Raw genomic sequence first — 25,408 nt, forward strand, 5'->3', positions numbered from 1 at the left:
GTCGGCGGTCAGGGCTTCTGGGGCTTGTCGTCTCCGGACGGCTGGGATGTGGCGGAGGGGGACGCCGAGCCGGAGGAGGACGCCGACGGTGCGTCGCTGTCCTCCTCGGGCACGGCTGCCTCGTCGGAGTCGGCCCGGCCGCCCTCCGCGTCCAGCACACCGCCGCGGATGTCCTTGATGAACCAGCCCTGCGCCGTGTTCACGACGGTCATCCGGTACGCGCGGCTCACGGTCGCGCCCTTGGGATCACCCCAGGTGACGCTCACGCGGAGCTGCACGGCCTGGCCATTGCCGTAGGTGTACGAGTCGGTGCCCTGGAGACTCTTGGGCACCAGCGCGACCACATCGTCGATCGTCGGGTCCGTCAGCCGGCCGGCCAGGCCGGCGGTGGCCACCTGGGTGGCGCCGGGGGCGGCGAAGCGGGCCATGGCGGTGGAGTCCGACGCGCCCCATGCCTCGAAGTAACCCGGCAGCACCTTCTCCTGGAGCTGCGCCGCGAGGTTGTCGTCGACGACGTCGTCCTGGCTGATCTCGGGCACGTCCGCGCGGGCGGGCAGCGGCATCTGGCCGACGTTGCCGGCGACGCGCATGCCTTCGCCCGTCGCGAGATCCTTCACGTACACGGGCACGGTGAGCGTGGTCAGGGAGCCGTCGTCGCTTCGGACCTGGATCCCGAGGTAGCGGCCGCGGTCGCCGTACTCCGGAAGCTCTTCGAGGGTGCCGTCCCAGACGGCGGACAGGGCGGTGCTGGATCCCTCGCCGCTCCAGCCGCACTCGGAGTCGACGCCGGAGGAGGCGTAGCGGGCCAGGTTCGTGCGGCGGTCCGCTTCCGTCTCCGGCGAGTACGTCATGCACAGCAGCGCGTACTGCTCGGCGAAGGTCGCCGCCTGCCGCGTCGGGAACTCGGTGAGGCGGTACTTGGCCGCGTCGTCGGCGTCGAGACCTGCCGTGACGGAACCCGACGATGCGCCGACCACCAGCCCCATCACACCGCACGAGCCCAGCGCGAACACACACGTGGTGATCAGCAAGGTGGCTCGCAGCGCGACATGGGTACGACGGCCCCCGGCGGGGGCCCGGCCGCCGGGCTTGGGGACGTCGAAGTTGCGGGCTGGGTGGGGCCTGGCGGCGGCCGGGGCCGAAGCGGCTCCTGTGGTGGTGGCCGGGGTGGGAGCGGCCGGGGTGCCGGAGCGGGTTCCAAGGGTGAGGGTCTGGTTGCCGGCGGCGGGTGCCTGGGGCGCGTGAGCGACGGCCGAGGTCGCAGGAGGGGTAGCTGTGGCCGTCGCAGCCGCAGCGGGGGCCGCCGTCGCGCCGCCCTTCTTGCGCTGCTCCTTCGCCGCCTTCTTCTGCTCGTACGCGGCCTTGCGGGCCGCCCGCTCCCGCTCGCGCTTCTCCTTCTTCGACTCGCTCGCGGGGCGCGTTTCACGCGGCGGCAGCGCCGGTACGGCGGCCTGCCCGGCCTGGGGCGTGTTGCGCACCCAGGCGGCGGCGACCTGGGCGCGGGCCGCGTCGGAGGGGAGCTGCTGCGGCTGGGGGTGGGAGGGCTGCGGGGCAGGGGGCTGGGCTTGATGCGGGGAAGGAGGCTGGTGCCCGTGGCCCTGCGCCTGCCACGTCGGCTGTTGGGGAGGACCGAAGGACCCGGGCTGGCCGGAAGGCTGGCCTCCGCCGACCGCGCCAGCAGGGCTGTTGTGGTCTGTCATCGAGTCGGTTACTCCAGCGAGTCGGTTCCCCGTCCGCCTGGGCGGGTCACGACCGCACCGCACGACGGGCCCTGGCCCAGCCAGGTGCGCAGGCAGTGTGACAAAGACCTGTGACCCCACCGCTGTCACTTTCCTCGCCGGGAGAGAGGGAATTCCCATGCGGGCGGAGGTCGGGAAAGTGTCCGGGAAAAGTGTCAGGAACACGCCGGGAACCCGTTTGGCGGTCCCGACCCGCACTGGGCCCACAATGCGCTGGGCGTCGGCCGTACGCATGACGCCCCCGACACCACCTGGACCCGACGGACCCGGCGAAGGACGACAGTTGACCGACCCCAACGGGCACCCGCAGCAGCCGCAGCCCGACCCGCGCACCTGGGACGTTCCCCAGCAGGCCCCACCGGTCCAGCAGGCACCCGCCCCTGCTCCCACCGCCGTACCGGTGCCCCAGGTCTTCCAGGCCGACCATGCCTGGGTCGACGGCTATGAGCCCGGCAACCCCTGGCAGGCGCGGCTGTGCGTCGAGACGCCGTACGGCACCTTCGCTTATCCCCTCACCCCCAACACGATTCCCGAACTCCTCGAGCAGATGGTTCTGGTGGCCCAGGAACAGCAGGGCCTGCCGGTCGGTTTCGACGCCGACCCCGACCACGACCGCAACTCCGACCCCGAGCCCGGGACGCTCCCGGCGAACGGTGAGGCCACCGACGAGGACGAGCAGGGCCAGCCCGGCGGTCTCCATGGCGGCCGTGCCGCGCGGTTGACCGGCTGGGCCCTCGTCCACGACCTGTGGGAACGCGAGGATCCGACGGCGCGGATCGTGATGGGCGCGATCGTCGTGGTGCTGTTGCTGCTCGGTATCGTCCTGTCCTGATCGCTGAGCACGGAAAACGAATTCCTGCCCGGCGTCGACGTACGCCCCGTGATCCGCCCTAGCGCCCGTCGTGGCCCCACTCCGCTCGGCCACGGAGTTCTCAACCCGGCCGCCGCACTGACCCTTCCGCAACCTCCGGCCCTCGGACAACAGCCCTCAGGAGTGGAACGATGACCGGTACCGAAGCCGACGCCGAGGAGCCGGAGTTCTACTTCGCGGACGTCTATCTCTTCGTCTCCGACTACCTCGCCCAGATGGTCCGCCGCCGTATCAACGGCTCGTCGGCGACCTGGTGCCCCCAGTGGTGGGAGCACCCCGAGGCCGGCGCCCGCCTCTCCGCACTCTGGCTGGCCTGGGAACACCTGCGCCAGGACCCGGCGCTCGGCATGTCCACGTGGTGGCTGCACCACGCCGACCCGCATCTGCGGGTGCTGATGGACGCCGACTCAGGCCCGTTCGCGGCCTGTTCACCCAAGGACGGGCACACGGCGTACCCGTTCGATCCGCTGCCGGTGGATCCGAGGCCGATGTGATGCCCATGGACATATACGAGAGGACCGTGCCGTGAGCCCGACCCGTGCGGAGAAGAAGGAACGGCAATTGCGCGAGCAGCAGCTGAAAGAGGCGTATTCGGCCCACACCGGCTTCTACTCGGCGACCCTCGACGCGCCGCCCCATCCGCATACCGCTCTCGGTCTGGCTGTCGGCGGGCAGCAGTTGAGCGCGATCGAGGCGGTCGTGAGCATGCAAGCCTACGCGCGTGCACGCGGTGCCGACGGGGTCCTGGGGGTTTCGATCTGTTCGGTACCCACCATTCCTGCCTCGTTCGTCGCATACGGCACCGCCGTGAAGTGGGCCGAACAGGCTGAGGAGGAGTAACGCCGCACCCTTGGTGACAGCGGTCCGCGGAGAGTAGGCCCCGCGCCGAGGTTTCCCGCGTTTTCCCGCCGCCGTCCCAGTCCCTTTCCTCGACGGGAATTCCTCCCGCTTCCCACCCCCCACCTCCCCCTACCGTGTCCCGGTCAGCGCTCGACCGCCGTACCGGCCAGCACAAGGGAGACGCGGGAACCGTGGAGTTGCCTGCCGAGAACAAGCGCACGGCACTGCTGGCTCTGGCGGTGCTCGGCGCTCTGCTGGCCGTCGCGCTGACGGTGTTCATCGTTTTCGACGGAGATGACGAGGACGCAAGCGGCGGGAACGCGGCATCGACCGCCACCGCCGACGGGAAGGCGGGATCCGGCGGGGCGGACGCGGACTCCGGCTCGAACGAGCCGGGCGACGCCGACGCGACTCCCATCGTCGCGCTCACCGAAGTGGCCGAGGCACACGAGGTCATGGCGAAGTACATGGCCGGCATCAACACCTACGACTACAAGAGCAGCGCGGTCACCTGGGTTCCCCCGCTGCTCGAACTCACCACCGGCGACACCCGGATGAAGCAGACGACCGTGTTGCCCTCGGGCAAGACGTGGGCGACCTGCGAGGCGGAGCAGTGCGAGTCCAAGGGCACGGCCGTGGTCGTACGTGACGCGGTGATCTCCGACGACCTGGTGCGCGACAGCGGCCGTACGATCTCCAGCCTGGTCAAGGCGACCTCCACGGTCACCGCGGGCGGGCAGTCGACGACGGAGTCCAACGAATGGCTCGTGACCGTCCAGGAGGACGGTGGCAAGTGGGTGGTCTCCGGGTTCGACATCTTCGGCCTCGGCGACGTCGGCTCCTCCGACGAATCGGGGGAGTGAGCCTGCCATGGTGGCACCTGCCGTACTGGCGGCCGCAGCGAAAGCCGCGAAGGTCGCCAAGGCCGCCAAGGCGGCTGGTCAATTGGCCGCTAGTGCCGGCGGCTCGAAAGGTGGAGGCGGCGGCGGGGGCAAGAAGAAGAGTGCCCTCAAGTGGTGGATCTTCCTCAGCGGCGGCGGAGGCCTCGCCATAGCGGGTATCTGTCTCGCCCTGCTGCTCGTCGGCAGCATGATCGGGGGCGTCGGCAACGGTGCCACGAACGCCGCCTGCGGCGACTACGCCGACAACGCCGAAGCCGGTAACACCGGCGACGCCGCGGCCACCAACCCGGTCATGCCGGCCGGCAAGATGTACATGCCGAGCGAGACCGCGCGCAACGAGATCCCTCCGAAGATGATCCTCGCCTCGATGCGCGCCGCCGCCCGCTACGACGGCCTCGACTGGACGATGATCGCCGGGCAGATGTACCAGGAGACCAAGTACGGCCAGGATCCGTCGGCCGCGCCCGGCGGTGCCAACTCCCTCGGCTACATGGGCATCCTGCAGTTCGGCAAGCCGGCCTGGACGGACTACGGCGACGACGGCAACGGCGACGGCAAGAAGGACCTGTACAACATCGACGACGCGGCCTACGCCGCGGCCAACTTCCTGCACGCCAAGAAGGCGGAGACCCAACCCTTCAAGGCGCTGCAGATCTACTCCGGTTCGACGGCCTCCAACACCATCTACCCGCGCGTGGTCCTCACCCAGGCCGCCCGCTACCGGGGTGCGCTCACCGGCGACGACGACCTCATCAAGCGCTGGTACGTCCACCTGAAGGAAACCGTCGAGAAGAACCCCGACTTCCCCACCCTGGGCAAGCAGTCGGACATCCCGGAGCCGGTCGGCAACGACGCCCAGCCCGCCCGGGCCCTCAGCATCGCCGCGACCTCGGCCCGGTCGTGGTCGACCCCGCCGCTGGAAGGCGAGAGCGAGGAGGTCGTCTCCGCCATGGCGCCGGCCGCGTACACGGTCACGAGCGGCACGAGCGTGACGCCGGTGTCCTTCCCCGACGCCAAGCCGCCCACCACCACCGGCAAGGACTGGCAGTGGCCCATGAAGCGGGGCACCTACGTGATGGGCACGGAGTACCACAAGAGCGGCGGCATGTGGAGCCTCGGCTACCACACCGGCCTCGACCTGGTGGCTCGCAGCGGCACCCCGATCTACGCCCCGGCGGACGGCAAGGTCGTCGCCGCGGGCCCCGGCGGGGCGTACGGGAACATGACGAAGCTGCGGCACGCGGACGGCGTCATCACGCTCTACGCCCACCAGACCTCGTTCAATGTGTCCGTCGGCGATTCCGTCAAGCGCGGTGACCAGATCGGCACGGTCGGCGCGTCCGGCAACGTCACCGGCCCCCACCTGCACTGGGAGGTCCTCGTCCCGGGTGTCGACAACCCGTTCGTCGGCGGCCAGGACCAGGGCCCCGGCATGGTCGACCCCGCGCAGTGGATGGCGGGCCGGGTCACGGCCAAGCCCGACTACGGCACGGTTCCCGGCTCCGACTCCGACGACAAGTCCCGTGACGCCGAGTACGCCGACTGCGCGAAGGGCGGTAGCGGCGAGGCCGTCGCCCCCGACGGCGCTGGCGTCTCCGGTGTCCTCCCCGACTCCGACGACCCGGTGATCCGTGCGGTCCTCGGCTGGGCGCAGCGAGGCATCGGTGTCCCGTACGTGTACGGCGCGCCGCGGCTGCAGGGCCAGAACCCGACCAGTTTCGACTGCTCCAGCTTCACGCAGTGGGCGTACTACATGGCCAGCGGCGGCAAGCTCGACATCGGCGGCACCACTCATGTGCAGGAGCCCCGCCTGGAGAAGTACGAGGTGCAGCTCTCCGAGGCACAGCCCGGCGACCTGATCTTCTTCCGGCCGGAGGGCGACGGACTGTCCGGGCACGTGGGCATCGTCTGGGACCCCAAGAGCAAGAAGATCATCCACGCCCCGCGCCCGGGCAAGAACGTCTCCTTCAGCACCTGGGACGTCCAGGACAAGATCACCGGCGTCTACCGCGTGCCGATCCCGGCGGGCACGAACGCGGTTGAGGGCGACGGCAAGGCCGAGGCATAAGGGCTTGGGGCGGGCCCGAGACTTCCGCCCTCCGATCCCCTCATCCTGTACGAAGCAAGGAAGTTGATGAAGATTCGCTCTGGTCTCGTCATCGGGACCGTCCTGTCCCTGGGACTCGTGACCGGCTGTGGTGGTGGCGACTCGGACGCCGAGACCGGTACGAAGGCCACCGGGAGCCCGAAGTCGTCCGCGTCAGCCACGGCGGCCGGTCGGCCCGTCTACAAGGGCGGGGCGATTCCGGGACTGGCGGCGAAGCCGGCCTGGAGCCTGGCCAAGAAGGACGGCGAGGAAAACGTCTGCGCCGGTGAGGCCACCTTCGACAGCGAACATCGGATCGCCGGGACCGAAAGGGACGGCGTCTGCCAGGTGGGGGATGCCTTCCTCCTGGCCCAGGACCTGAGTGCCCCGGTCGACGAGTCCGAGACGGAGACGCAGACGGCGCACTTCGTCGCCCACCTCTACGACGCGGCGACCGGCGAGGAGCGCAAGACCTTCACGGTGAAGTGCGACTACGACCCCACCGGGGGCACCGCCCCGGAGCCCCGCGCGCACGTCCAGGTGGGCGAGTGGAAGGACGGTTCCCCGGCCGTTCTGATCCGCACCTGCGAGAACACGGAGGCGAGCGGCCTGAAGGCGGCCACCGTCAAGACCGTCTACACCATGTACGACGCCAGTGGCGCCGAGTTGGGCAGTTCGGCCCTCACCGGTGAGGAGAACAGCGACCTGCCGGTGGTCCGGGGGCACGTGAAGATGCCCGACGGGAGTACCTTCGCCCCGATCGGCGGCGGCGAGGATCTCGTACTCGACAGCTACCTGGCCGACAAGGACATCTTCGGTACCGGCCAGGGCTACGTCGACAACGACCACGGGATCTACACCCCCCTGCGACTGATCGACCGGACCACGGGCAAGAGCGTCTGGAAGACGGGGGACGACCTCACCCCGCCCGACGAACTGAGCGAAATGGACGGGGACTTCGAGGACGGAGACAGGCACCTCTTCCCCCTCCAGGGCGACCAGGCGACGCTCATCTGGTCACCGCTGGGCAAGGGCGACGAACTGATCACCACGGTCGACCTGCCGACCGGACGCACCGTGGCCGTGGGACCGGCCGTCACGGTCACCTTGGCCGCAACGGACATGGCCAAGATCGTCGTTTCGCCCGACGGCAAGACGGCAGTCGCCAACTTCGGTGAAGGCGCGCTGGCCTGGAACACCCAGACCGGCGCCGAGCTGTGGCGACAGGCGGCGGACGACAAGGACATCGACCCGATGATGATCACCCCCGGGGGTGTCCTGTACGCGACGCTCGACGAGAGCGAGGACGCGACCCTGGCCGTCGGCAGCAAGGAACTGCTCGACATGATCCCCGACGGAATGGAGATCCCCGAGGAGTTCACCAGCGACGGCTACACGCTCGTCCAGACCACCGACGGCTTCTTCGCCTTCGAGGCCGAGAAGGCCTGACCGGTCGTTCCACCCAGCTCAGCCCCCAGCCACCACCCTCAGAAAGGACGGACCCGCGGGTGACCGCAGAACAGCAGAAGAAGCCCCGCGCCGAGGACGACTGGACGATCGAGATCGTCATCGTGGTCGCGATCGTGCTCCTGGGGGTCGTCGGGGCATGGCTGGCGGCGAAGGTCGGCGCGCCGTTCGCGGACGCGCCGGCGCCGGCGTCGAATCCGCTGACGTTCGTCGTCGACATGGTCAAGGGCGACTACAGCTGGCCGGGGTCCCCGGCCAGTGCCGTGGCCGCCGGGGAGGCGGTACTGCTCGGCATCCTGGGCACCGCCGTGTACCGGGTGGTCCAGCGGTTCAAGAAGAAGCCCAAGGTGGACGGGGCGGCGCAGCACCTCGCCAAGGGTGAGGAGCTCGGCAAGCTCACCATGAAGGGCGCGGCGGCCACCGCCGAGCGGCTCGGGGTGAAGGCCCGGACGCCCGGTGTCTTCATCGGACGGTCCGTCAAGGGGCGGCAGCCGCTGTTCGGTTCGTACGAGGACATGCACGTCGACATCTGGGGTCCGCGTACCGGCAAGACGACCCGACGGGCGGTCCCCGCCATCCTCGACGGGCCCGGTGCCGTCCTCGTCACCTCCAACAAGCGGGACATCGTGGACTCCACCCGCGGTCCCCGCTCCGCGCGCGGACCCGTGTGGGTCTTCGACCCGCAGCAGGTCGCCGCCGAGACGCCGAGCTGGTGGTGGAACCCGCTGTCGTACGTCACCGACGTGGCCAAGGCCCGCAAGATGGCCGACCACTTCGCCTCCGGCTCGCGCGACGCCAACGCCTCCACCGACGCCTTCTTCGACCCGGCCGGCCAGGACCTCCTCGCCAACCTGCTGCTCGCCGCCGCCAGCGGCAAGATGCCCATCACGCAGATCTACACCTGGCTGTCCAACCCCAAGGACGACACCCCGGAGCGGATTCTGCGCGGCTCCGGGCACACCATGGCCGCCGACGGCCTCAACGGGGTCCTCACCGCCCCCGACAAGCAGCGCAGCGGCATCTACGGCGTCGCCCAGCAGATGGCGTCCTGCCTGATCAACCCGGAGGTCAACCGCTGGGTGACGCCGCCCGCCGACCCGAACGCGCCCGAGTTCGACCCGCACGCGTTCGTCCGTACCGGCGGCACCCTGTACTCCCTCTCCCGCGAGGGCCGGGACTCCGCCGGACCGCTCGTCACCGCGCTCACCGTCGCCGTCGTCGAGGCGGCCGAGGAGTACGCCACCACCCAGCGCGGCGGCCGCCTCGCGCTCCCCCTCGTCGGCGTCCTCGACGAGGCCGCCAACGTCTGCCGCTGGCGCACCCTGCCCGACCTGTACTCCCACTACGGCTCGCGCGGCATCATCCTCATGACCATCCTCCAGTCCTGGGCCCAGGGCATCGAGGTGTGGGGCGAGCGCGGCATGGAGAAGCTGTGGTCCGCCGCGAACATCCGGGTCTACGGCGGCGGTGTCTCCGACACCCGGTTCCTCGGTGACCTCAGCGAGCTGGCGGGCGAGTACGACCAGCGCGAGTACCAGGCGAGCCGTGAGTCGGAGTTCGGCGGCTGGAGCGGCAACCGCACCGTCAGCGAGTCCGTCAGCCGGCAACGCGTCCTCGGCGTCTCCGACCTCGGCGCCATGCCCCCGGGCCGCGCCCTCGTCCTCGCCTCCGGCACCAAGCCGGTCCTCGTCGAGACCGTCCCGTGGTGGGAGGGGCCGTACGCCCAGGAGGTCCAGGCGTCCCTGAAGAAGTACGACCCCGGGGCGCGCTGAACGGCGGTCGCGACGCCACCTGGCGCGGACCGAAGGCCAGGGGTGACGAGCCGGGAGGAAAGAGAGGAAAGAGCAGACACATGCGAAGCGGAAGGAGGCCATGAGTGGGTGAGGTCGTGGGCATCCTGGTCGGTGGGGCGGCGGCGTTGACCGTTCCCAACCGGCCCGACCTCATCAGGGACCCGGTCATCACCTGGCTCCAGCGCGGCCGTACGGTGCTGGGGCTGCTGGCCAGTGTGTGGCTGGTGATGGCCTACCCGCTGCGGAAGGGACGTCAGGAGTTCGTCCTGGACAAGCTGGAGAACCTGGCGGTGGGGTGCGCCATCCTGCTGGGCGCCGGGGCCCTCGGGATCACGCTCTTCATCCTCGCGGCGCGCTCACCGCTGGGGGGTGTGTACCTACGACGTCTCGTCGGGCCGTTGACCGTGATCGGGATCATCGCCCTCGGAATCGGACTGTGCTGGCTCACGGTCCTGGCCCTGCGCGGCGAGATCATCTCCGAGGCCGACATCGGTCGGTTCGATCTCACGTTCGGGCTCTTCGGTGAGACGGCCGGCGTGGCGATCACCGGCCTGGCCATGTTGGCGCTTTTGGTCGTGGGAGCCATCGCCAGCGTCCTCGTCCTGCTCATCTCCGTCTTCACCACGCTGCTGGTCACCTTCATGGCTCTGAACTCCTGCTTCCGCACCGCCGACGTCCACGAACTGCTGCCCGCCCTCCTCTCTCCCCTGCTGGTCTGGTCGCTCTTCGCCCTCAGCTTCTCCGACACCCCGGATGTGGCGGCCCCGCCCGCGGTGATCTACTCCTTCCTCCTCGGCGGCCCGCTGACCGTGACGGCCCTGTCCGTGTGGGAGGTACGGCGACTGCGCGTCCGTCACGGGGTGACTCTGCGGAGGGCCCTGGGCCGCTGAACCATCCGGCGCGGGATGACGTCTCACCAGGGGAAACGCGTACGTCGCTGTCGGGGAGGCGCTCATGGCCATGGTCGGACTGTTCTGGATCGCCGAGGACGGTGGCGTGTACGTCGGGGCGGAGCCGGAGGGGTACGGGGATGGGGTGCGGCTGACGCGGGACTGGGTGGAAGGGCTCGGGACGGGCCAGAGCGCGGTGTGGGGCTGGTCGGAGATCCGGTCGATCGCCGTGCGGTACGTGCGGATCCGGTCCAGCGCCCGACTGCTCGCCACCACGGCCGTCGACCTCGTCACCAACGCCGTCGTCGGCGGCGGTGAGGCCGCGGCCGCGTTCGAGGTGCACCTCGAGACCGCTGACAGGACCGTCGAACTGAACGCACAGTCGGCCGCGGCCCTCGGCGGCTACGTCCAGTCCGAGTACGACCTCTCCGTCGCCCTGCTGGAGCGCCTGGTGGCGGGTACGGCGGAGGTCGACACCCTCGCGCGCTGGGGCCGCGCCCACGCCACCGAGGGCACCCCACGACGCGAGCAGCGGGAGGCCCTGCTGCGGAAGTGGGCGACCGAGGGCTGAGCCGCCCGTGGGCCGTGGGCCGGTGCCCCTCCGCGACCCCGCCCTCCGAACTCCCGAGTTCCCGAGTCCAGAACTCCCGAGTTCCCGAGTCCCGAGTTCCCGGTTTCCCGAGTTCCCGGGTTCACAGTTCCCGGGAACCCGGCTCCCCTCGTCCGTCGTCCCCCACAATGACCACTGGACACCGGGACACCGGAGGAACACATGACCGCACGGGACACCCCCTCGGGCACCCCAGGGAACAAGGGCATCTCCGTGACCCACGACCTGGAGCCGCACGACTGGTCGAACGAGGAGACCGCGGCGTACGAGGCGGCGGTCGAGGCCGTCAACGGGGCGGTCGGGGCGTACAGCGCGCTGATCGCCGCGGAGGAGGCCAAGGACGCCCCCGACCCCGCCGTCATCGAGGCCGCGCGCGCCGCGCAGGGGCGGCTGGCGAAGGAGCGTGAGCGGCTGCGCTCGGCCGACCGGGAGCAGATCGCCGAGGCCCGCTCGCGCTACGCCGACCTCGCGCGTGAGGTCCTGGCGGGCCTCACGTGAACGTGATCGACCCCGCCGAGGTGGAGCGGCACCGGCTGTCCGACGCCGAGAACCGGCGGATCTTCCGTGAGCGCATCGTCCCCGACCTCCTGGCGGGCCGCGTCGGGCAGGAGACGCCGACCGTGGTGTTCCTGGTCGGCCAGCCCGGCGCGGGCAAGAGCAGGGTCACCGAGATGGTGGCCGGCGCGCTGAACCGGCACGGCGGATTCGTCGACGTCGACAGCGACCTCTACAAGCCCTACCACCCCGAGTACGCCCGGCTGATGGCCCAGGACGACACCCTGATGGCCGCGTACACCCGGGCCGACGGGCGGGCCTGGATGGCCCAGGCGGAGGCGTACGTCCGCGAGCACGGACTGCACGCGATCATCCAGGAGACCTCGCAGAACGCGCCGGCCGTGGAGGAGAAGATGCGGGCCTACCGGGACTCCGGCGCACGCGTCGAGGCCCTGTTCATGGGGGTGCCGCAGGCGATGAGCAACCAGGGCATCGTCAACCGGTACTTCGAGCAGCTCGCCGACCGGGGCCAGGGCCGGCTGACCGTGCAGTCCAACGCCGACGAGTCCTACGCCGGCATCCTCGAACTCGCCGACCGCGTCGACCGGGGCGCACTCGCCGACCTCGCGAGCGTCTACCGGCGCGGCGAGAGCAAGCCCCGCTACGGCAACTCCCTCGACGACACGGGCAACTGGACCGGCCCGCCGGGGCTGCGCCAGGCCCTCGCCGCCGAGCGCGAGCGACCGTGGACGGCAGCCGAGAGCGACTCCTTCGTCACCACCCAGCTGCGGCTGCGCGAGACCGCCCGGGAACTCGGCCCCGAGTGGCCGGGCAGACTCACCCGCATCGAGGACCAGGCCCGCCCCCTGCTGACCCCGAACGCCGCGGCACAGCTGACGCCCACATCGCCGTCGCCCTCGCCGTCCGCGTCCGCGTCTCCGTCCCCCTCGTCTGCGTCCCCGTCCGCGTCCGCGTCTCCGTCCCCCTCGTCTACGTCCGCGTCCGCGTCGCCCTCCCCCTCCTCTGCGTCCCCGTCCGCGTCCCCACCCTCTTCCTCGTCGCCCTCGTCGCCCTCGTCGCCCTCGTCGCCCCCGTCGTCTCCGTCCCCCTCGGCCGCCGCCGCCCGCTCCCGCAGTACCCCCCGCCCCGGCGGGCCCGCCACCACCCCGCAGGCCCCCGGCGAGGGTCCACGCCCCGGCCCCGCCCGTCCGACGCCACAGCAGGGGCCGAGCGGTCCCGGCCCCAGCGGGGGGCGCGGCAGATAGGCGACCGGCACCTGGGCCTCACCACCGGCCCCAGGTAAGAAGCGGGCCGCCCCCCGTTCCACTAGTGAGGTCCACCACCCACCGGCGAGTCCCTCCGCCGGCCGACGAGGGGCTCCGGGCCGCCGGGGGCGGTGGACATCCCGGCCGCCGACGTCGGGCCCGCGCCCGCCCAGGCGAGCCTCGTCACCGCGCTGACCTGCCCTCACGTACGCAATACCCCCCAACGCCGATGGCGGGAACGACCTTTGTGCCCAAGGCCCGGCCGTACGACCGCCCTTGGCCCCCGGGGGGTACCCGGCGGTAGCCGTCGGCCCGTGTCACGTGAAGGTCGAGCGACGACACGGGGGGCCTCTTGCTTTACCCTCTTCACACCGAGACCACACAAGGCTGTTGTCATCTCGTTAAGTGGTTACTCCTTGACGCTGAGGTGATCACCGCGTTGGCTTTCAGCCACCTGGGTCGCAGTGCTGTACCCACGCCCGGAAGGCCCTTGATGTGAACGCCCGTACCACCAGCAACAACTCCGGCAGTCGTATACGTCGTCGCACCGCTCTCCGCCGCACCGCCATCGCCCTCGCCGCCTCGGCCGCGGCCGTCTCCCTCGCCGCCTGCGGGGTCGTGGACGTCGGCGACAGCGCCGAGGCGAGCCCCACGAAGGGCGACGACATCACGGTGGGCGTGCTGTTCCCTGACAAGGACACCAAGCGGTACGAGCAGTTCGACTACCCGAGCATCAAGAAGAAGATCGCCGAGCTCACCGACAACAAGGGCGTGACCAAGTACGCCAACGCGGAGAAGGACCCGGAGACACAGAACAGCCAGATGGAGCAGATGGTCGAGGACAAGGTCGACATCATCATCGTCGACGCCGTGGACGCCAAGGCCATCAAGCCCGCCGTGCAGACGGCGGACGACGCCGGCATCCCCGTCATCGCCTATGACCGGCTGGCGCAGGGCCCGATCGACGGCTATGTCTCCTTCGACAACGAGCTCGTCGGGCAGGTGCAGGGCCGCTCGCTGGTGGAGGAGCTGGGTGACAGCGCCGCCAACAAGATCGTCATGATGAACGGGTCCCCGACCGACCCGAACGCCGCCATGTTCAAGGACGGCGCGCTCTCCGAGCTGCAGGACAAGGTGACGATCACCGAGACGTACGACACCAAGGACTGGGACCCGGTCGTCGCCAAGGCGAACATGGAGAAGGTCGTCGACAAGCTCGGCGTCGACAACATCGACGCCGTCTACGCCGCCAACGACGGTATCGCCGGTGCCGTCATCGACGTGCTGAAGACCGCCGGTGTCGCCAAGGTGCCGCCGGTCACCGGGCAGGACGCCGACCTGGAGGCCGTGCAGCGGATCCTCTCGGGCGACCAGTACATGACCGTCTACAAGTCGTTCCCGACGCAGGCGAGCGCCGCCGCCGAGATGGCCGTCGCCAAGGTCCAGGGCCGTTCCATCGAGTTCGACGCCCTCGCCAAGGACAGCATCGACTCCCCGACCACCAAGAACATCCCCGCCCAGCTGGTGCCCCCGGTCGCGCTCACCAAGGCCAACATCAAGGAGACGGTCGTCGCGGACGGCATCTACACCGTCAAGCAGATCTGCACGTCCGCCTTCAAGGCCGACTGCGCCGCGGCCAAGCTGAACTAACTCCCGGTCGCCCCCCGACGCTCGGCCCGGCAGGACACCACGTGCCCCTGCCGGGTGGTTTCCCCTGCCGGGCGGTTTCCCCCTGCCGGACGGTTCCCCTGCCGGGGGGTCGCGCAGATCCTGTGCAGGACCGCCTGAGCGTCACACCTGGCTCACCGTGCGGTCCGCCCCATGGTCTAGGGTGACGGTTTGTCATGTCGTGATCACGGGGGACGACTGTCGGATGCCTCAGACCAACGGGGACAGAAGGACGTCGCGTGCGCGCACCGCCGCCGCGCGACTCACGGGAACGGCGCTGGCGCTCTCGCTCGTGCTGCTCACCGGATGCAGCGGCGGCTCGGACGACGGCGACGACAAGGGCGACGCCGAGAAGAGCGCCGGGCCCGGCGGCGGCACCGGGAGCGCCGTCGCGTACGACGGGCCCCGGCTGCCCGGTTTCGCCGCGAAGCCCGCGTGGAGCCTCCCCGCCGCGGGCGGGGACGCGGGGCCGGGCGTACTGGACCTGGGCGGGACCCTGCTGTTCGCCAGGGACGCGAGCGGGGCGTATCTCGGGGACTTCGACGATTCCGATGTCTTCAGCCACCCCAACAAGTGGGAGTCGACGGGGCCGGACTACGGCGAGGTCAGGGATCCGAACCGGGTCCTGCACATCTCCGAGGCGCCGCAGCCCCTGACGCTGGAGTTCCGTGACGCGAAGACCGGCGAGGTCCGCAGGTCGCTGAAGGCGACGACCGACTCGGTCACCCTCACCACCTGGCACGACGGCGCTCGGGCGGTCGCCGTCGGCACGACCGGGACCACCGGGTCCGACGGGCTGACGGCGGCGAAGACCACATCGACGGCCGCCCTCTACGACGCCGGGGGCCGCGAGCTGGGTGAGACCCCGCTGCCTCGTACCCCGGACCGGGGGCTGTACTACGCGGGCGCGCTGACCGAGGGGTACCGCGTCGAGGCCGTCGACCGCACCGTCCGCCTCACACCGGTCGACGGCGGCACCGCTCGCACGGTCTCCTGCGCCGGGGATGACGCGACGTGCGAGTACGACCCCAAGACCGGTCTGATGAGCACCGGCCAGCGCAGGGCCGTCGCGCCGCCCGTCCTCGGTGGCCACTACGTCGGCTTCGAGGACCCCGACATCCGCGGGTACGACATGACGCGGATCACCCTCCACGACCTCGCCACCGGCAAGCAGGTCTGGAGCAGTGCCGACGCGGAGATCCCGCCCGGCGTGAAGGTCTACGACAACGACGACGACGCGAGCCCCAAGCCCATGCCGGAGGCCGAGGAGCTGTCACTGCTCCGCGTCACGGACGGCAAGGTCCTCGTCGCCTGGAAGGCGACCCTCCCCTCGGACGGCGACGCCTGGATCCACGCCTGGTACGACCTGAGGACGGGCGCCCTCACCGAGTCGTACGAGGCCACCGAGTCCGTCCTGTTCGCCCCCTCCGGTGACCTCGCCGCCGAGGACGTTCCCCTCGTGACGTACCAGTACACCGGTACGAGGGTGTGGCGGCTCCCGGACGGCGAGGAGCTGTGGGCCCAGGAGGACGGCTCGGGCGAGACCCCGCTGGACCCGTTGCGGTTCACGGCGGACGGCTCGGTCCTCTACGGCCTGGCGGGCAGGGAAGGCGACGCCCAGACCGGTCTCGCCGTCGACCCCCGCACCCGTGAGGTCCTCGCCAAAGACCTCCCCGTCGACCACGTCCCCACCGTCGACGAGCCCACCGGCTACGGCCATGTCTCCACCGCGGTCGGCTTCTTCGCCTTCCCCCCGGCCTCCTGACCGCCACCCCCTCCCCACCCGGCCCTCCCCACCCGGCCCTCCCCTCCCCATCCCTTTCCGTTCACTCAGATCCCCGAAGGACCTTCCTTGCGTACCCGCACGTCTTCCTTCCCCCTCACCGCGTCCGCGTCCGCCTGCGCCCTGCTGCTGGCCCTGACCCTCACCGCCTGCGGTGACGACGGGGAGTCGCTGCCCGCGGCCGCGAACACCGAGGGCGTGGCCGCCTACCTGAACGAGAACCTCAGCTGTGTGGACCCGGACTACTTCGACGACGACGAGATGTCGGTGATCCAGGCCCAGGTGAGCGGTGCCGTCGACGGCGGCGGTGAGTGCGACCTCGACGAGGACAGCGACATCGACTTCCTGCACATCACCAACATGAAGCAGTTCCAGAAGGACGTGGCCGCGAGCGGCGAGTCCGGTGAGAGCCCGCTGCTGGTCGGGATGAACTTCGCCCTCGACGTGGACCGCGAATCGGCGGTGCGCAGCCTCCTCGACAACGGCCTGATGCTCCTCGACTGCGAGCCGGGCATGCAGACCCCGCAGCAGTACAAGCGCGTCGAGGCCGAGGCGGGCTGTGTGCTGACGAACTACGTGCGGGAGTGAGGCGGCGGGACCGCACCGCGACGGCGGTGCGGTCCCGACCAGTTCACGCCACCCCGTTCACCCTTGACCCCATCCCCCTCACGCGACCCGCGTGAACTCGATCGTCACCTCCGGCGGGCCCCCGGCCACCCCCCGGTAGATGCCCTTGTGCGGGGTCACGTCGTCGTAGTCGCGGCCGCGGCCGACGACGACGTGGGACTCGTCGGCGGGAACCCGGTTGGTGGGGTCGTAGCCGGTCCAGTCGCCCGCCCAGTACTCGATCCAGGCATGGCTCTGGCCGGGGACGGGCCGGTGGAGTTCGGCCTCGCGTTCCGGGTGGAGGTAGCCGGAGATGTAACGGGTGGGCAGGCCCAGGCCTCGCAGCATGCCGAGGGTGAGGTGGGCGATGTCCTGGCAGACGCCGGCGCCCTGCTCCCATGCCTCGGCCGCGCTGGTGTGCACACCGGTCGCGCCCGGCACATACGAGACGTGGTCGGCGACCATCGACGACACCGCGACGGCCGTCCCGTGGACGTCGAGCCCGGCGGCCACCTCCCGGGCCCGGTCGAGCAGTTCGGCCGGGAGCGTCGTACGGCTGGTCGCGGTCAGGTATTCGATGAGGCGGGAGCCGGCGGTCGCCGCGGTGACCTCCGCCCAGGCGGGTGCGTCCGGCAGCGGCTCGGGCGGGGCCGTCTCCACCAGGCTGGTCGCGGTGATCGTCAGGTCGGAGTGGGGTTCGATGAGGTCGAAACCGGTGACCTGGGTGCCCCAGTAGTCCCAGTACGACCAGGTGGGCGTCGAGGGGTTCACCAGCACCCGGGCGTCCAGGGTCGTCTGGCCCGGGAGCGTCAGCGGGGTCATGCGGACCTCGTTGTGGGAGGAGGCCGCGGGCTGGGCGTACGAGACGCGGGTGGTGTGCCGGATGCGCAGGCGCCGGGTCGCCCTCGTGACGGGGGTCGGGGGTGGGGGTGGAGGTGTCATCGGGAACGCTCACGCGCCTTCCTGGGCCCATTCGACGGGACCTTGGTACGGGAAGAACTTCTCGGCCACCGCCTCCGCCGAGGCCATGCACGCCTGTTGCAGGTCCCGCAGCAGCGTGGGCAGTCCGGCCTCCAGGGACTCGGAGTGGAGGTATTCGAGGTGGGTGCGCAGGGCGCCGATCGGGCGGCGGGCCGGGTCCTGGCGGGGGCGGCCGAGCGCCGCCAGGCACTCCTCCGCCGTGGTCAGGGCGTGCAGCGCCGAGCGCGGGAAGTCCCGGTCCAGGAGCAGGAACTCGGCGACCTTGGGGCTGTCGCCGAAGCCGCCGTGCACCCGCGCGTACGCCTCGTCGGCGCCGCTCGCGCTCAGCAGGGTCGGCCAGTCGGGCGCGTGCGCCGCGTCCAGCACCCGGACCGACAGCAGCCGTACGGTCATGTCCACCCGCTCCAGGCTGCGGCCCAGGACCACGAAACGCCAGCTGTCGTCGCGGCTCATCGTCGAGTCGGCGAGCCCGAAGAAGAGGGCGGCGCGACGGCGTACCAGTTCCAGATACGCGTACGGGCCGCCCGTCCGGCGCGCGGCCGTCCGCTGGTCGGCGAGCGCGTGCCAGGTGGAGTTCAGGCACTCCCACATCTCGGAGGAGACGGCCTCGCGGGCGCTGCGGGCGTTGAGGCGGGCCGCCCCGAGCGCGCCCTCGATCGACCCCGTCGAGCGGGCGTCGAAGGCCAGCCGGTCCAGCACCTGCTGCATGTCGCAGTGCTGGTCGGGCGCGTCCACGCCGAGGATCGCGTACAGCGAGCGGCAGGCGGCGTCCTCGTCGCGCCAGGGGTCTTCGAGGAGGCGGTGGAGGTAGGCGTCGAGGATGCGGCCGGTGGCGTCGGCCCGCTCCACGTACCGTCCCGTCCAGGTCAGGGCCTCGGCTATCCGGGAGAGGATCACGTCGTTCATTGCTGTTGCGCCCCTTCCTGCACGACGGTTCGGGCGCCGTCGGGTCCGAGCTGGCGCGGCGCCTTCTCCAACAGGGGTCCGCCGGCCTCCTCGTACCGCTGCTCGGCGGGTCCCTCGGCGAGGACCCAGGTGTCCTTGGAGCCGCCGCCCTGGCTGGAGTTGACGATGAGGTTGCCCTCCTGGAGGGCGACGCGGGTCAGCCCGCCGGGGAGCACCCACACCTCGTCGCCGTCGTTCACGGCGAAGGGCCGCAGGTCGATGTGGCGCGGGGCCATGCGTTCGCCCGCGAGGGTGGGGGAGGTGGACAGGGCCACCGGCCGCTGGGCGATCCACCCGCGCGGATCGGCCATCACGGCCTCCCGGGTCCGCTCCAGCGTCTGGCGGTCCGCCTTCGGCCCGATGACGATGCCCTGGCCGCCGGCCCCGTCGACCGGTTTGATCACCAGCTGGTCGATCTGGTCGAGGACCGCCTCCAACTGCCCCGGTTCGTCCGGCCGGAAGGACTCCACATTCGGGAGAATCGGTTCCTCACCGAGGTAGTAGCGGATGAGATCCGGCACGTAGGTGTAGAGGAGCTTGTCGTCCGCGATGCCGTTGCCCACGGCGTTCGCCAGCGTGACGTTCCCCGCCATCGCGGCGCCCATGATGCCCGGGCAGCCGATTACCGAGTCGGGGCGGAAGTGGAGGGGATCGAGGAAGTCGTCGTCGAGCCGTCGGTATACGACGTGGACGGGCATCTCCCCGCGTGTGGTGCGCATCCACACCCGGTTGCCGCGGCAGACGAGGTCGTGGCCCTCGACCAGCTGCACGCCCATCAGCCGGGCCAGCAGGGCGTGTTCGAAGTAGGCGGCGTTGCTGGGGCCGGGGGTGAGGACGACGACGCGGGGGTCGCCGATGCCGCCGGGCGCGGCGGCCCTGAGCGCGGCGAGCAGCTTCTGCGCGTAGCCGTCGACGGGTACGACGGGCTGTTCGGCGAAGAGGGAGGGGAAGACGCGGGTCATCGCGCGCCGGTTCTCGATGACGTACGAGACCCCGGACGGCACCCGGACGTTGTCCTCCAGCACCCGGAAGTCGCCCGCCTCGTCCCGTACGAGGTCGATGCCGGCGACATGGATGCGGACCCCGCCGGGAGGTTCCACCCCGTGGGCGGCCCGGTGGAAGTGGGCGGAGTTGAGGAGCAGCCGCCAGGGCACGACCCCGTCCTCGAAGGCCCGGCACGGCCCGTACGCGTCCGCGAGATACGCCTCGAGGGCCCGTACGCGCTGGGTGACCCCGCGCTGGATGAGGTCCCACTCCAGGGCGTCCAGGATGCGGGGGACCAGGTCCAGCGGCCATGGTCTCTCCTCGCCCGCGAAGGCGTACGTCACGCCCCGGTCCGTGAACGCCCGGGCCATCTGGTCCGCCCTGAACCTCAGTTCGGCCGGTTCGATGGGCTGCAGGGCGGCCAGTACCGGCTCATAGGCGGTCCTGACCTCACCCGGCCGCTCAAACATCTCGTCCCACGCGTCGGCCAACGCGTACGCGTCAAATATGTCCGCCATGGCCCGACGGTAAGTGCGGTGCGTAACAGCCCGGTCACCATCGTATTTCCGCCAGCTTGCGGGGGCGGCCACGACCTGCGGAAACGGAGGGTTTGAAGTACGGCCGGGCGGGGGAGGCCGGGCGCCGTCCGCACACTTCGCGGCAGGCGGGCAACCGTACTCCGGGATCCCCGGCCGGACGGACGGCCGGCCTCCCCTCCGTTTCCACGGCCGGGCGGACGGCCGGCCTCCCCTCGGTTTCCACGGCCGGGCGAGGGGAACCCGCCGGGGCCGTGCGCGGCGCTCCGGTCACCGTTTTCAGCTTGTTGCAGAGCGCACTGCCTGAGGGGTGGAGATAGGCGGGCGCAAGGGATGTTATCGGGGCATAAACATGGCGGAGCCGTGTTGCGGAGCCGGTGCGGGCCGCGCATAGTTGCGCTCCGAAGAGGCTGGAACCGGGGGTGAATGGGTGATGGCCGGGCACGCGACCGAGGAGCATCCGCACGGCGCCGACCGGCTCTGCGCGGCCGGGGACCGCGTGTACTCCAGAGCCGTACGGCGGGGCCGGGTCCCGCGCGCGGACGCCGACGCCGTGCCCTGCCTGGTCGAACTCGCCCTGCTGCACCCCGACCCCGACGACATGGGCTGGCTGGTGCCCACCTCCCCCCAGGAGGTCATGACCCGGCTGCTGCGCGGCGTCCACGCGGAGGTCAGCGCCAGCCAGGCCCGGGTGGGCGCGGCGGTCGACGCCGTCGAGTGGTACGCCGGGCTCGGCGGTTCCCGGGCGCCGAAGCCGGCGGAGAGCACGGCGATCCGGGTGCTCGACGGGCTGGCCCGGATCCGGGCGGCGATCGACGAGGCCACCGACCGCTGCACCACGGAGGTGCTGACCGTGCAGCCGGGCGGCATCCGGCGCGAGGACGAGCTGCGTGAGGGGCTGCACCGGGCGCAGGCGATGTGCCGCCGGGGCGTGCGCATGCGGGACCTGTACACGCATGTGGCCCGGCACGGGCAGGGCCTGCACAACTACATGGAGCTGATGGGGGAGGCGGCCGAGGCCCGCACCCTGGACGAGGTCGTGGAACGCCTCATCGTCTTCGACCGCGCGGTGGCCTTCATCCCCGCCAACACCGACCGGACCATGGCCCTGGAGATCCGCCACCCGGCGCTGGTCGAGTATCTGGTCACGGTGTTCGAACGGCTCTGGCGGCTGGGCATCCCGCTGGCCGCGCCCCTGCCGGCGACCGGCATCGCGGGCATCACCCACCGGGAGCGCTCCATCGCCGCGCTGCTGGCGGAGGGTCACCAGGACGCCGTGGTCGCCGAACGCCTCGGCATCAGCGTCCGCACCTGCCGGGCCCACATCGCCCGCCTCTCCGAACGGCTCGGCGCGGCCAGCCGTACGCAGCTCGGCGTCCGCATCGCCGAGGCCGGCCTCGACGGCCCACCCCGCTCCGCCGCCCCGGACGACCTGCCCCGCTCCGCCGCCCCGGAGGACCTGCCGGCCCTCCCCTCCCCGGCACCGGCGCCTACGGTCCCGCTTCCCGCTCCAGAATCCCCGACCGTCCGATGAGATAGCCCAGTTGGGCCCGGCTCTCACTGCCCAGCAGGGCGGCGAGCTTGGCGATGTGGACGCGGGCGGTGCGGACGTTGAGCCCGAGGCGTTCGGCGATGGCGGTGTCGGTGTGGCCCTCGACGAGGAGCCGCGCGATGGCGCGCTGGCGCGGGGTGACGCCCTCGGCCGAGGGGAGCTGGACGGCCTCGGGGTACATGGGGGTGGCCAGCTGCCAGAGGCGGTCGAAGGTGGTGGCGAAGAAGGAGATCAGCGCGGGATGGCGGATCTCCAGGGCCATGGTCCGGTCGGGGTGTGTGTCGGCCGGGATGAAGGCGACCGTGCGGTCGATGACGATGAGGCGGTCGGTGACCTCGTCCAGGGTGCGGGCCTCGGCGTCGCCGCGCAGCCGTTCGTAGCGGGCGGCGGTCAGGAGCGAGTGGCGCAGCGTGTGCGGGTAGAGCGTGCGGATGCGGGTACCGCGGTCCAGCACGGCCTGGTCGCGGTCGAGGGAGACGGCCTGCGCGGCCTCACCGCGCGGGCCGTGGTGGTGGGTGTGCGGCTGGATGCTGAGCACTTCCCGGGACGCTCCGGCCATGGACTCGGTGATGGCGGCGTTGATCCGCTCGAAGCCGCTGAGCATCGTGATCACGGGGGTGTCGGCGACCGCTGGTGCCGTCCGCCGTTCTGCGATCCGCAGGAGCGGCTCGAAGGCTGTGGCCAGCCGTTCCTCGCGGCGCCGCGCCTCGGCGACCCGGTCCTCGATGCCGCGCAGCAGCCGGTGCAGGGCGGTCGCCGGTGCCGCCGGCTCCAGCCAGTACGCGTCCCCGGCCACCGGGTGCAGCAGCCCGACGTCGATCAGGCAGGGCGTTCCGGCGGCGTCCTCGCCGGGTATCCGCCCCTCCCGCAGCGCCCGCGCGTACAACTCGGTGCCGGCGTCGCACAGTTCGTCTGCTCCGTGCCCGTGGGCCTCGGCGGTCACCTGCGGCTCGCCTCCCCCGTCAGTCAGCTCTCCTGCTCCAGCATCCCCGACTGCGCTATCAGATAGCCGAGTTGGGCCCTGCTGCCGCTGCCCAACGCCGTCGCCAGCTTGGCTATGTGGGCCCGGCAGGTACGGACGTTCATGCCGAGTCGGCGGGCGATGGCTTCGTCGACGTGGCCCTCCACCAGGAGTTTGGCTATGGAGTGCTGGATGTGGGTGATGCCGTCGGGGGCGGTCTCATAGGGCGCGCCGGTGCTCAGTGGGACCGCGCGGTCCCACATGAACTCGAAGACCTTGATCAGGTAGCGGACGAGGCCGGGGTGCCGCAGCTCCAGGGCGACCTGCCGGTCGTCGCGGGTGGGGATGAAGGCGACGGTCTCGTCGCAGACGATCAGCCGCTCCACCAGTTCGTCGATGGTGCGGTGCTCCACCTTGCCGTCGGCGAAGTGGGAGACATAGGCCAGCTTCTCCGGGCTGTAGCGGGCCGTGTGCTGGTAGAGGGTCCGTATGCGCACGCCGCGGTCGATCAACGGCCTGTCTCGTTCCAGCCCTTGGTGGAGGCTGCGTTCGGGGCGGGGCCCGCTCGGCTGGACCGTGAGCATTTCCGTCTGGCACTGGCTGATGGCAAGGTCGAGCGCCGCGTTGATCCGGGCGCTGCCCTCCAGCACGGTGATCGAGTGGGTGGTCGGCGTCGTCAGGGCGCTGATGGTCATGAATGGCTCGAAAGCTTCGGCCAGTTCGATCGAGAAGCGCCGGCGCTCGGTGATCTCGCGCTCCAGCGGGTTGAGTCGCTGGGAAAGGGCGATCGACGGCGGTACCGGACGTAGCCAGCCCGCATCGTCCGGATCGGGATGCAGCAGGGCGAACTCCATCAAGCAGGGAGCGGGGTCCACCTCGGCGCGGGCGATGCGTCCCGTACGGAGCGCATTCGCGTAAAGGCGGGCACCCTCCTCACACATCTCGGTCACCGCATGGGGATGTGTCGCTTTCGCCCGATCCATCACCAAATCTCCACCCCCCAGGGTCCTGAACATGCAGGAACATGATGCACCGATTGTGTGGCCATGACGTGCCCGAATGAGCCATCGTCGTATCCGACGGGGGAAGAGGGACCTTCAAGTGAGGACGAAGCCGACTATGGGTAAGAGAATGCTTCGCTCGGTACTTGCTGCCGCCTTCTCCGCCGTTGTGGCCTTCGGAGCACTGAGTGGCCTCTCCGACGCGAAGGGTGACGTCAAGGCGGACAGCGTGTGGCCGGTCGTACCGCCGGAGTCCGAGGTGGTAGCGGGTGATGTCCTGACGACGACGATCGTCGTTCCGGCAGACAGCGTGTGGCCCTGATATGACGACTCCGCCTGACGATCGCTCCTTCCGCCGGGAAATGGCCACCGCCTACCGCTCCGGCTGGCACTTCATCGACCTGGCCACCGCCATCCCCCACAGCGGTGACTCGTTGATGGTGACCGTGTTCGGTGAGCCGGTGGTGGTGACGCGGGACGAGGACGAGGACATCAGGGCGTACCGGTGTCTGCGGCGTCCGCGCGGCGCGCCACAGCCAGTGCGGTGTGCCGTCCGGTACGGGATGGTCTTCGTCAATCTCGACCAGCGCGACCATCAGCTCACCGAACCGGAGACCCCGGCCGCCACGGCCGTATCAGCCACCCCCCGCAGTGCCTGAAGCGATTCCCCCGTCGTTTCAAATCGCTCAGGCGCTTCCCCCCAGCAGCGGCGTCACCGTGACCTGAACACGGTGACGCCGCTGCAGGTTTGCGGGGACATTTCATGATCCCCGCCGGTATCCGTGCCGACTCGCCCGCTCGCTCTTCTGTCCGAAAAATGGTCAACCGGAGGCGGCCGGGGACCGTCGGTCGCGCTACGGCACAGGTGGGCCGTCAGCCACGGGCGGTCACGGCCTCCTGCGGGTGGCCGTCAGCCGCGCCCCAGCGCCGCCGTCAGTTCGATCTCGATCACCACGCGGTGCGGATTCGGCCGCGGCTGTCTGCCATAGCGCTCCGCGTACCGCCGCTCCGCCTCCGCGATCCGCTCGCGGTCCTCGTGGACGCGGGCGCGCCCCTCCAGCGTGGCCCAGCGCCGGCCCTCCATCTGGCACACGGCGACCCGGGCGCCCTCCGCCCCGGCGGCGCGCACATGCCGCGCCTTCGCGCTCGTCGTGCTGGTGATCACCCGAGCGAGTCGCGCCCCGGGATCGTAGGTGACCCCGACCGGCACCACATGGGGACTGCCGTCGGCGCGGAGGGTGGTCAGCGTGCAGAGGTGGCGCTCCTGCCAGAAGACGAGGTACGCGGCGTCCGGCTCGCCCGGATCCACTCGATAAGTGCTCACGGTCCTGGAATCTAATGGCGAACGGAGTCTTCGGGATCCCTCCCGTCTCCACCTTGAGTGGAATAGACTCAACTTTGTGCACGTTGCCCAAGTCACTGTGTACCGACGG

At 70.8% G+C, this 25,408-nt stretch carries 24 protein-coding genes; 17 read left to right on the forward strand and 7 right to left on the reverse strand.

Annotated features, from left to right (window positions below; all coding sequences use genetic code 11):
* Nucleotides 1–8: 8 nt before the first annotated feature.
* Nucleotides 9–1,700: a conjugal transfer protein gene (locus JIX55_RS28315; protein WP_257566073.1), complete on the reverse strand. Its 1,692-nt coding sequence runs from the start codon at nt 1,698–1,700 to the stop codon at nt 9–11.
* 322 nt (nt 1,701–2,022) lie between these two features.
* Here JIX55_RS28315 and JIX55_RS28320 point away from each other — a divergent pair, with 322 nt between their 5' ends.
* The 14 genes from JIX55_RS28320 (at nt 2,023) to JIX55_RS28385 (ending at nt 16,997) form a co-directional block, all read left to right on the forward strand.
* Nucleotides 2,023–2,571: a hypothetical protein gene (locus tag JIX55_RS28320; protein ID WP_257566074.1), complete on the forward strand. Its 549-nt coding sequence runs from the start codon at nt 2,023–2,025 to the stop codon at nt 2,569–2,571.
* A gap of 170 nt (nt 2,572–2,741) precedes the next feature.
* Nucleotides 2,742–3,104, forward strand: coding sequence for a DUF4913 domain-containing protein (locus tag JIX55_RS28325; RefSeq protein WP_257566075.1), 363 nt, complete (start codon nt 2,742–2,744; stop codon nt 3,102–3,104).
* Nucleotides 3,105–3,135: 31 nt separating this feature from the next.
* Nucleotides 3,136–3,450, forward strand: a complete 315-nt coding sequence (locus JIX55_RS28330) for a YbjQ family protein (protein WP_257566076.1) — start codon at nt 3,136–3,138, stop codon at nt 3,448–3,450.
* Between the two features lie 191 nt (nt 3,451–3,641).
* Nucleotides 3,642–4,313 carry a hypothetical protein gene (locus JIX55_RS28335; RefSeq protein WP_257566077.1) on the forward strand — a complete coding sequence of 224 codons (672 nt, stop codon included), beginning with the start codon at nt 3,642–3,644 and terminating at the stop codon, nt 4,311–4,313.
* Between the two features lie 7 nt (nt 4,314–4,320).
* Nucleotides 4,321–6,420 (forward strand): peptidoglycan DD-metalloendopeptidase family protein, encoded by a 2,100-nt coding sequence (locus JIX55_RS28340; protein ID WP_257566078.1) that lies wholly within the window; start codon nt 4,321–4,323, stop codon nt 6,418–6,420.
* 66 nt (nt 6,421–6,486) lie between these two features.
* Complete coding sequence (locus JIX55_RS28345) at nt 6,487–7,887, forward strand: hypothetical protein (protein WP_257566079.1); 1,401 nt, start codon at nt 6,487–6,489, stop codon at nt 7,885–7,887.
* A 59-nt stretch (nt 7,888–7,946) separates the two neighbouring features.
* Entirely contained in the window at nt 7,947–9,677 is a 1,731-nt protein-coding gene (locus JIX55_RS28350) for a type IV secretory system conjugative DNA transfer family protein (RefSeq protein WP_257566080.1), read from the forward strand.
* Between the two features lie 104 nt (nt 9,678–9,781).
* Nucleotides 9,782–10,588 (forward strand): hypothetical protein, encoded by an 807-nt coding sequence (locus JIX55_RS28355; protein ID WP_257566081.1) that lies wholly within the window; start codon nt 9,782–9,784, stop codon nt 10,586–10,588.
* 64 nt (nt 10,589–10,652) lie between these two features.
* Nucleotides 10,653–11,159, forward strand: a complete 507-nt coding sequence (locus JIX55_RS28360) for a hypothetical protein (RefSeq protein ID WP_257566082.1) — start codon at nt 10,653–10,655, stop codon at nt 11,157–11,159.
* A 201-nt stretch (nt 11,160–11,360) separates the two neighbouring features.
* Nucleotides 11,361–11,696, forward strand: coding sequence for a hypothetical protein (locus tag JIX55_RS28365; protein WP_257566083.1), 336 nt, complete (start codon nt 11,361–11,363; stop codon nt 11,694–11,696).
* Nucleotides 11,693–12,958 carry a zeta toxin family protein gene (locus tag JIX55_RS28370; RefSeq protein WP_257566084.1) on the forward strand — a complete coding sequence of 422 codons (1,266 nt, stop codon included), beginning with the start codon at nt 11,693–11,695 and terminating at the stop codon, nt 12,956–12,958. The genes JIX55_RS28365 and JIX55_RS28370 overlap by 4 nt, the downstream gene beginning before the upstream one ends.
* Before the next feature lie 495 nt (nt 12,959–13,453).
* Nucleotides 13,454–14,608 (forward strand): sugar ABC transporter substrate-binding protein, encoded by a 1,155-nt coding sequence (locus JIX55_RS28375; protein WP_257566085.1) that lies wholly within the window; start codon nt 13,454–13,456, stop codon nt 14,606–14,608.
* Between the two features lie 223 nt (nt 14,609–14,831).
* Entirely contained in the window at nt 14,832–16,391 is a 1,560-nt protein-coding gene (locus JIX55_RS28380) for a hypothetical protein (protein ID WP_257566086.1), read from the forward strand.
* A gap of 87 nt (nt 16,392–16,478) precedes the next feature.
* Complete coding sequence (locus JIX55_RS28385) at nt 16,479–16,997, forward strand: hypothetical protein (protein WP_257566087.1); 519 nt, start codon at nt 16,479–16,481, stop codon at nt 16,995–16,997.
* Between the two features lie 78 nt (nt 16,998–17,075).
* Here the strand turns inward: JIX55_RS28385 and JIX55_RS28390 are convergent, their stop codons facing one another.
* Genes JIX55_RS28390 through JIX55_RS28400 form a run of 3 tightly spaced genes read right to left on the reverse strand, consistent with a single transcriptional unit; the run spans nt 17,076 to nt 20,443 of the window.
* Nucleotides 17,076–17,957, reverse strand: a complete 882-nt coding sequence (locus tag JIX55_RS28390; protein WP_257566088.1) for a transglutaminase family protein — start codon at nt 17,955–17,957, stop codon at nt 17,076–17,078.
* A 9-nt stretch (nt 17,958–17,966) separates the two neighbouring features.
* Nucleotides 17,967–18,902 (reverse strand): alpha-E domain-containing protein, encoded by a 936-nt coding sequence (locus tag JIX55_RS28395; RefSeq protein ID WP_257566089.1) that lies wholly within the window; start codon nt 18,900–18,902, stop codon nt 17,967–17,969.
* A complete protein-coding gene (locus JIX55_RS28400; protein ID WP_257566090.1) occupies nt 18,899–20,443 on the reverse strand; it encodes a circularly permuted type 2 ATP-grasp protein in 1,545 nt (514 codons plus the stop codon). The genes JIX55_RS28395 and JIX55_RS28400 overlap by 4 nt, the downstream gene beginning before the upstream one ends.
* Nucleotides 20,444–20,894: 451 nt before the next feature.
* On the opposite strand from JIX55_RS28400, the gene JIX55_RS28405 reads away from it, so the two are divergent.
* Entirely contained in the window at nt 20,895–21,995 is a 1,101-nt protein-coding gene (locus JIX55_RS28405) for a helix-turn-helix transcriptional regulator (RefSeq protein WP_257566091.1), read from the forward strand.
* Here the strand turns inward: JIX55_RS28405 and JIX55_RS28410 are convergent.
* On the reverse strand, nt 21,952–22,956 hold the full coding sequence (locus JIX55_RS28410; protein WP_257566092.1) for a helix-turn-helix transcriptional regulator: 1,005 nt from the start codon (nt 22,954–22,956) through the stop codon (nt 21,952–21,954). The genes JIX55_RS28405 and JIX55_RS28410 overlap by 44 nt on opposite strands.
* A 23-nt stretch (nt 22,957–22,979) precedes the next feature.
* Nucleotides 22,980–23,990, reverse strand: coding sequence for a helix-turn-helix transcriptional regulator (locus JIX55_RS28415; RefSeq protein ID WP_257566093.1), 1,011 nt, complete (start codon nt 23,988–23,990; stop codon nt 22,980–22,982).
* Between the two features lie 85 nt (nt 23,991–24,075).
* Here JIX55_RS28415 and JIX55_RS28420 point away from each other — a divergent pair, with 85 nt between their 5' ends.
* Nucleotides 24,076–24,297, forward strand: a complete 222-nt coding sequence (locus JIX55_RS28420) for a hypothetical protein (RefSeq protein ID WP_443046546.1) — start codon at nt 24,076–24,078, stop codon at nt 24,295–24,297.
* A gap of 1 nt (nt 24,298) precedes the next feature.
* On the forward strand, nt 24,299–24,634 hold the full coding sequence (locus JIX55_RS28425) for a hypothetical protein (RefSeq protein WP_257542760.1): 336 nt from the start codon (nt 24,299–24,301) through the stop codon (nt 24,632–24,634).
* Nucleotides 24,635–24,885: 251 nt separating this feature from the next.
* Here the strand turns inward: JIX55_RS28425 and JIX55_RS28430 are convergent, their stop codons facing one another.
* Nucleotides 24,886–25,299: a pyridoxamine 5'-phosphate oxidase family protein gene (locus JIX55_RS28430; protein ID WP_257566094.1), complete on the reverse strand. Its 414-nt coding sequence runs from the start codon at nt 25,297–25,299 to the stop codon at nt 24,886–24,888.
* Nucleotides 25,300–25,408: the final 109 nt, after the last annotated feature.

Source organism: Streptomyces sp. DSM 40750 (genome assembly GCF_024612035.1).
Classification (GTDB): domain Bacteria; phylum Actinomycetota; class Actinomycetes; order Streptomycetales; family Streptomycetaceae; genus Streptomyces.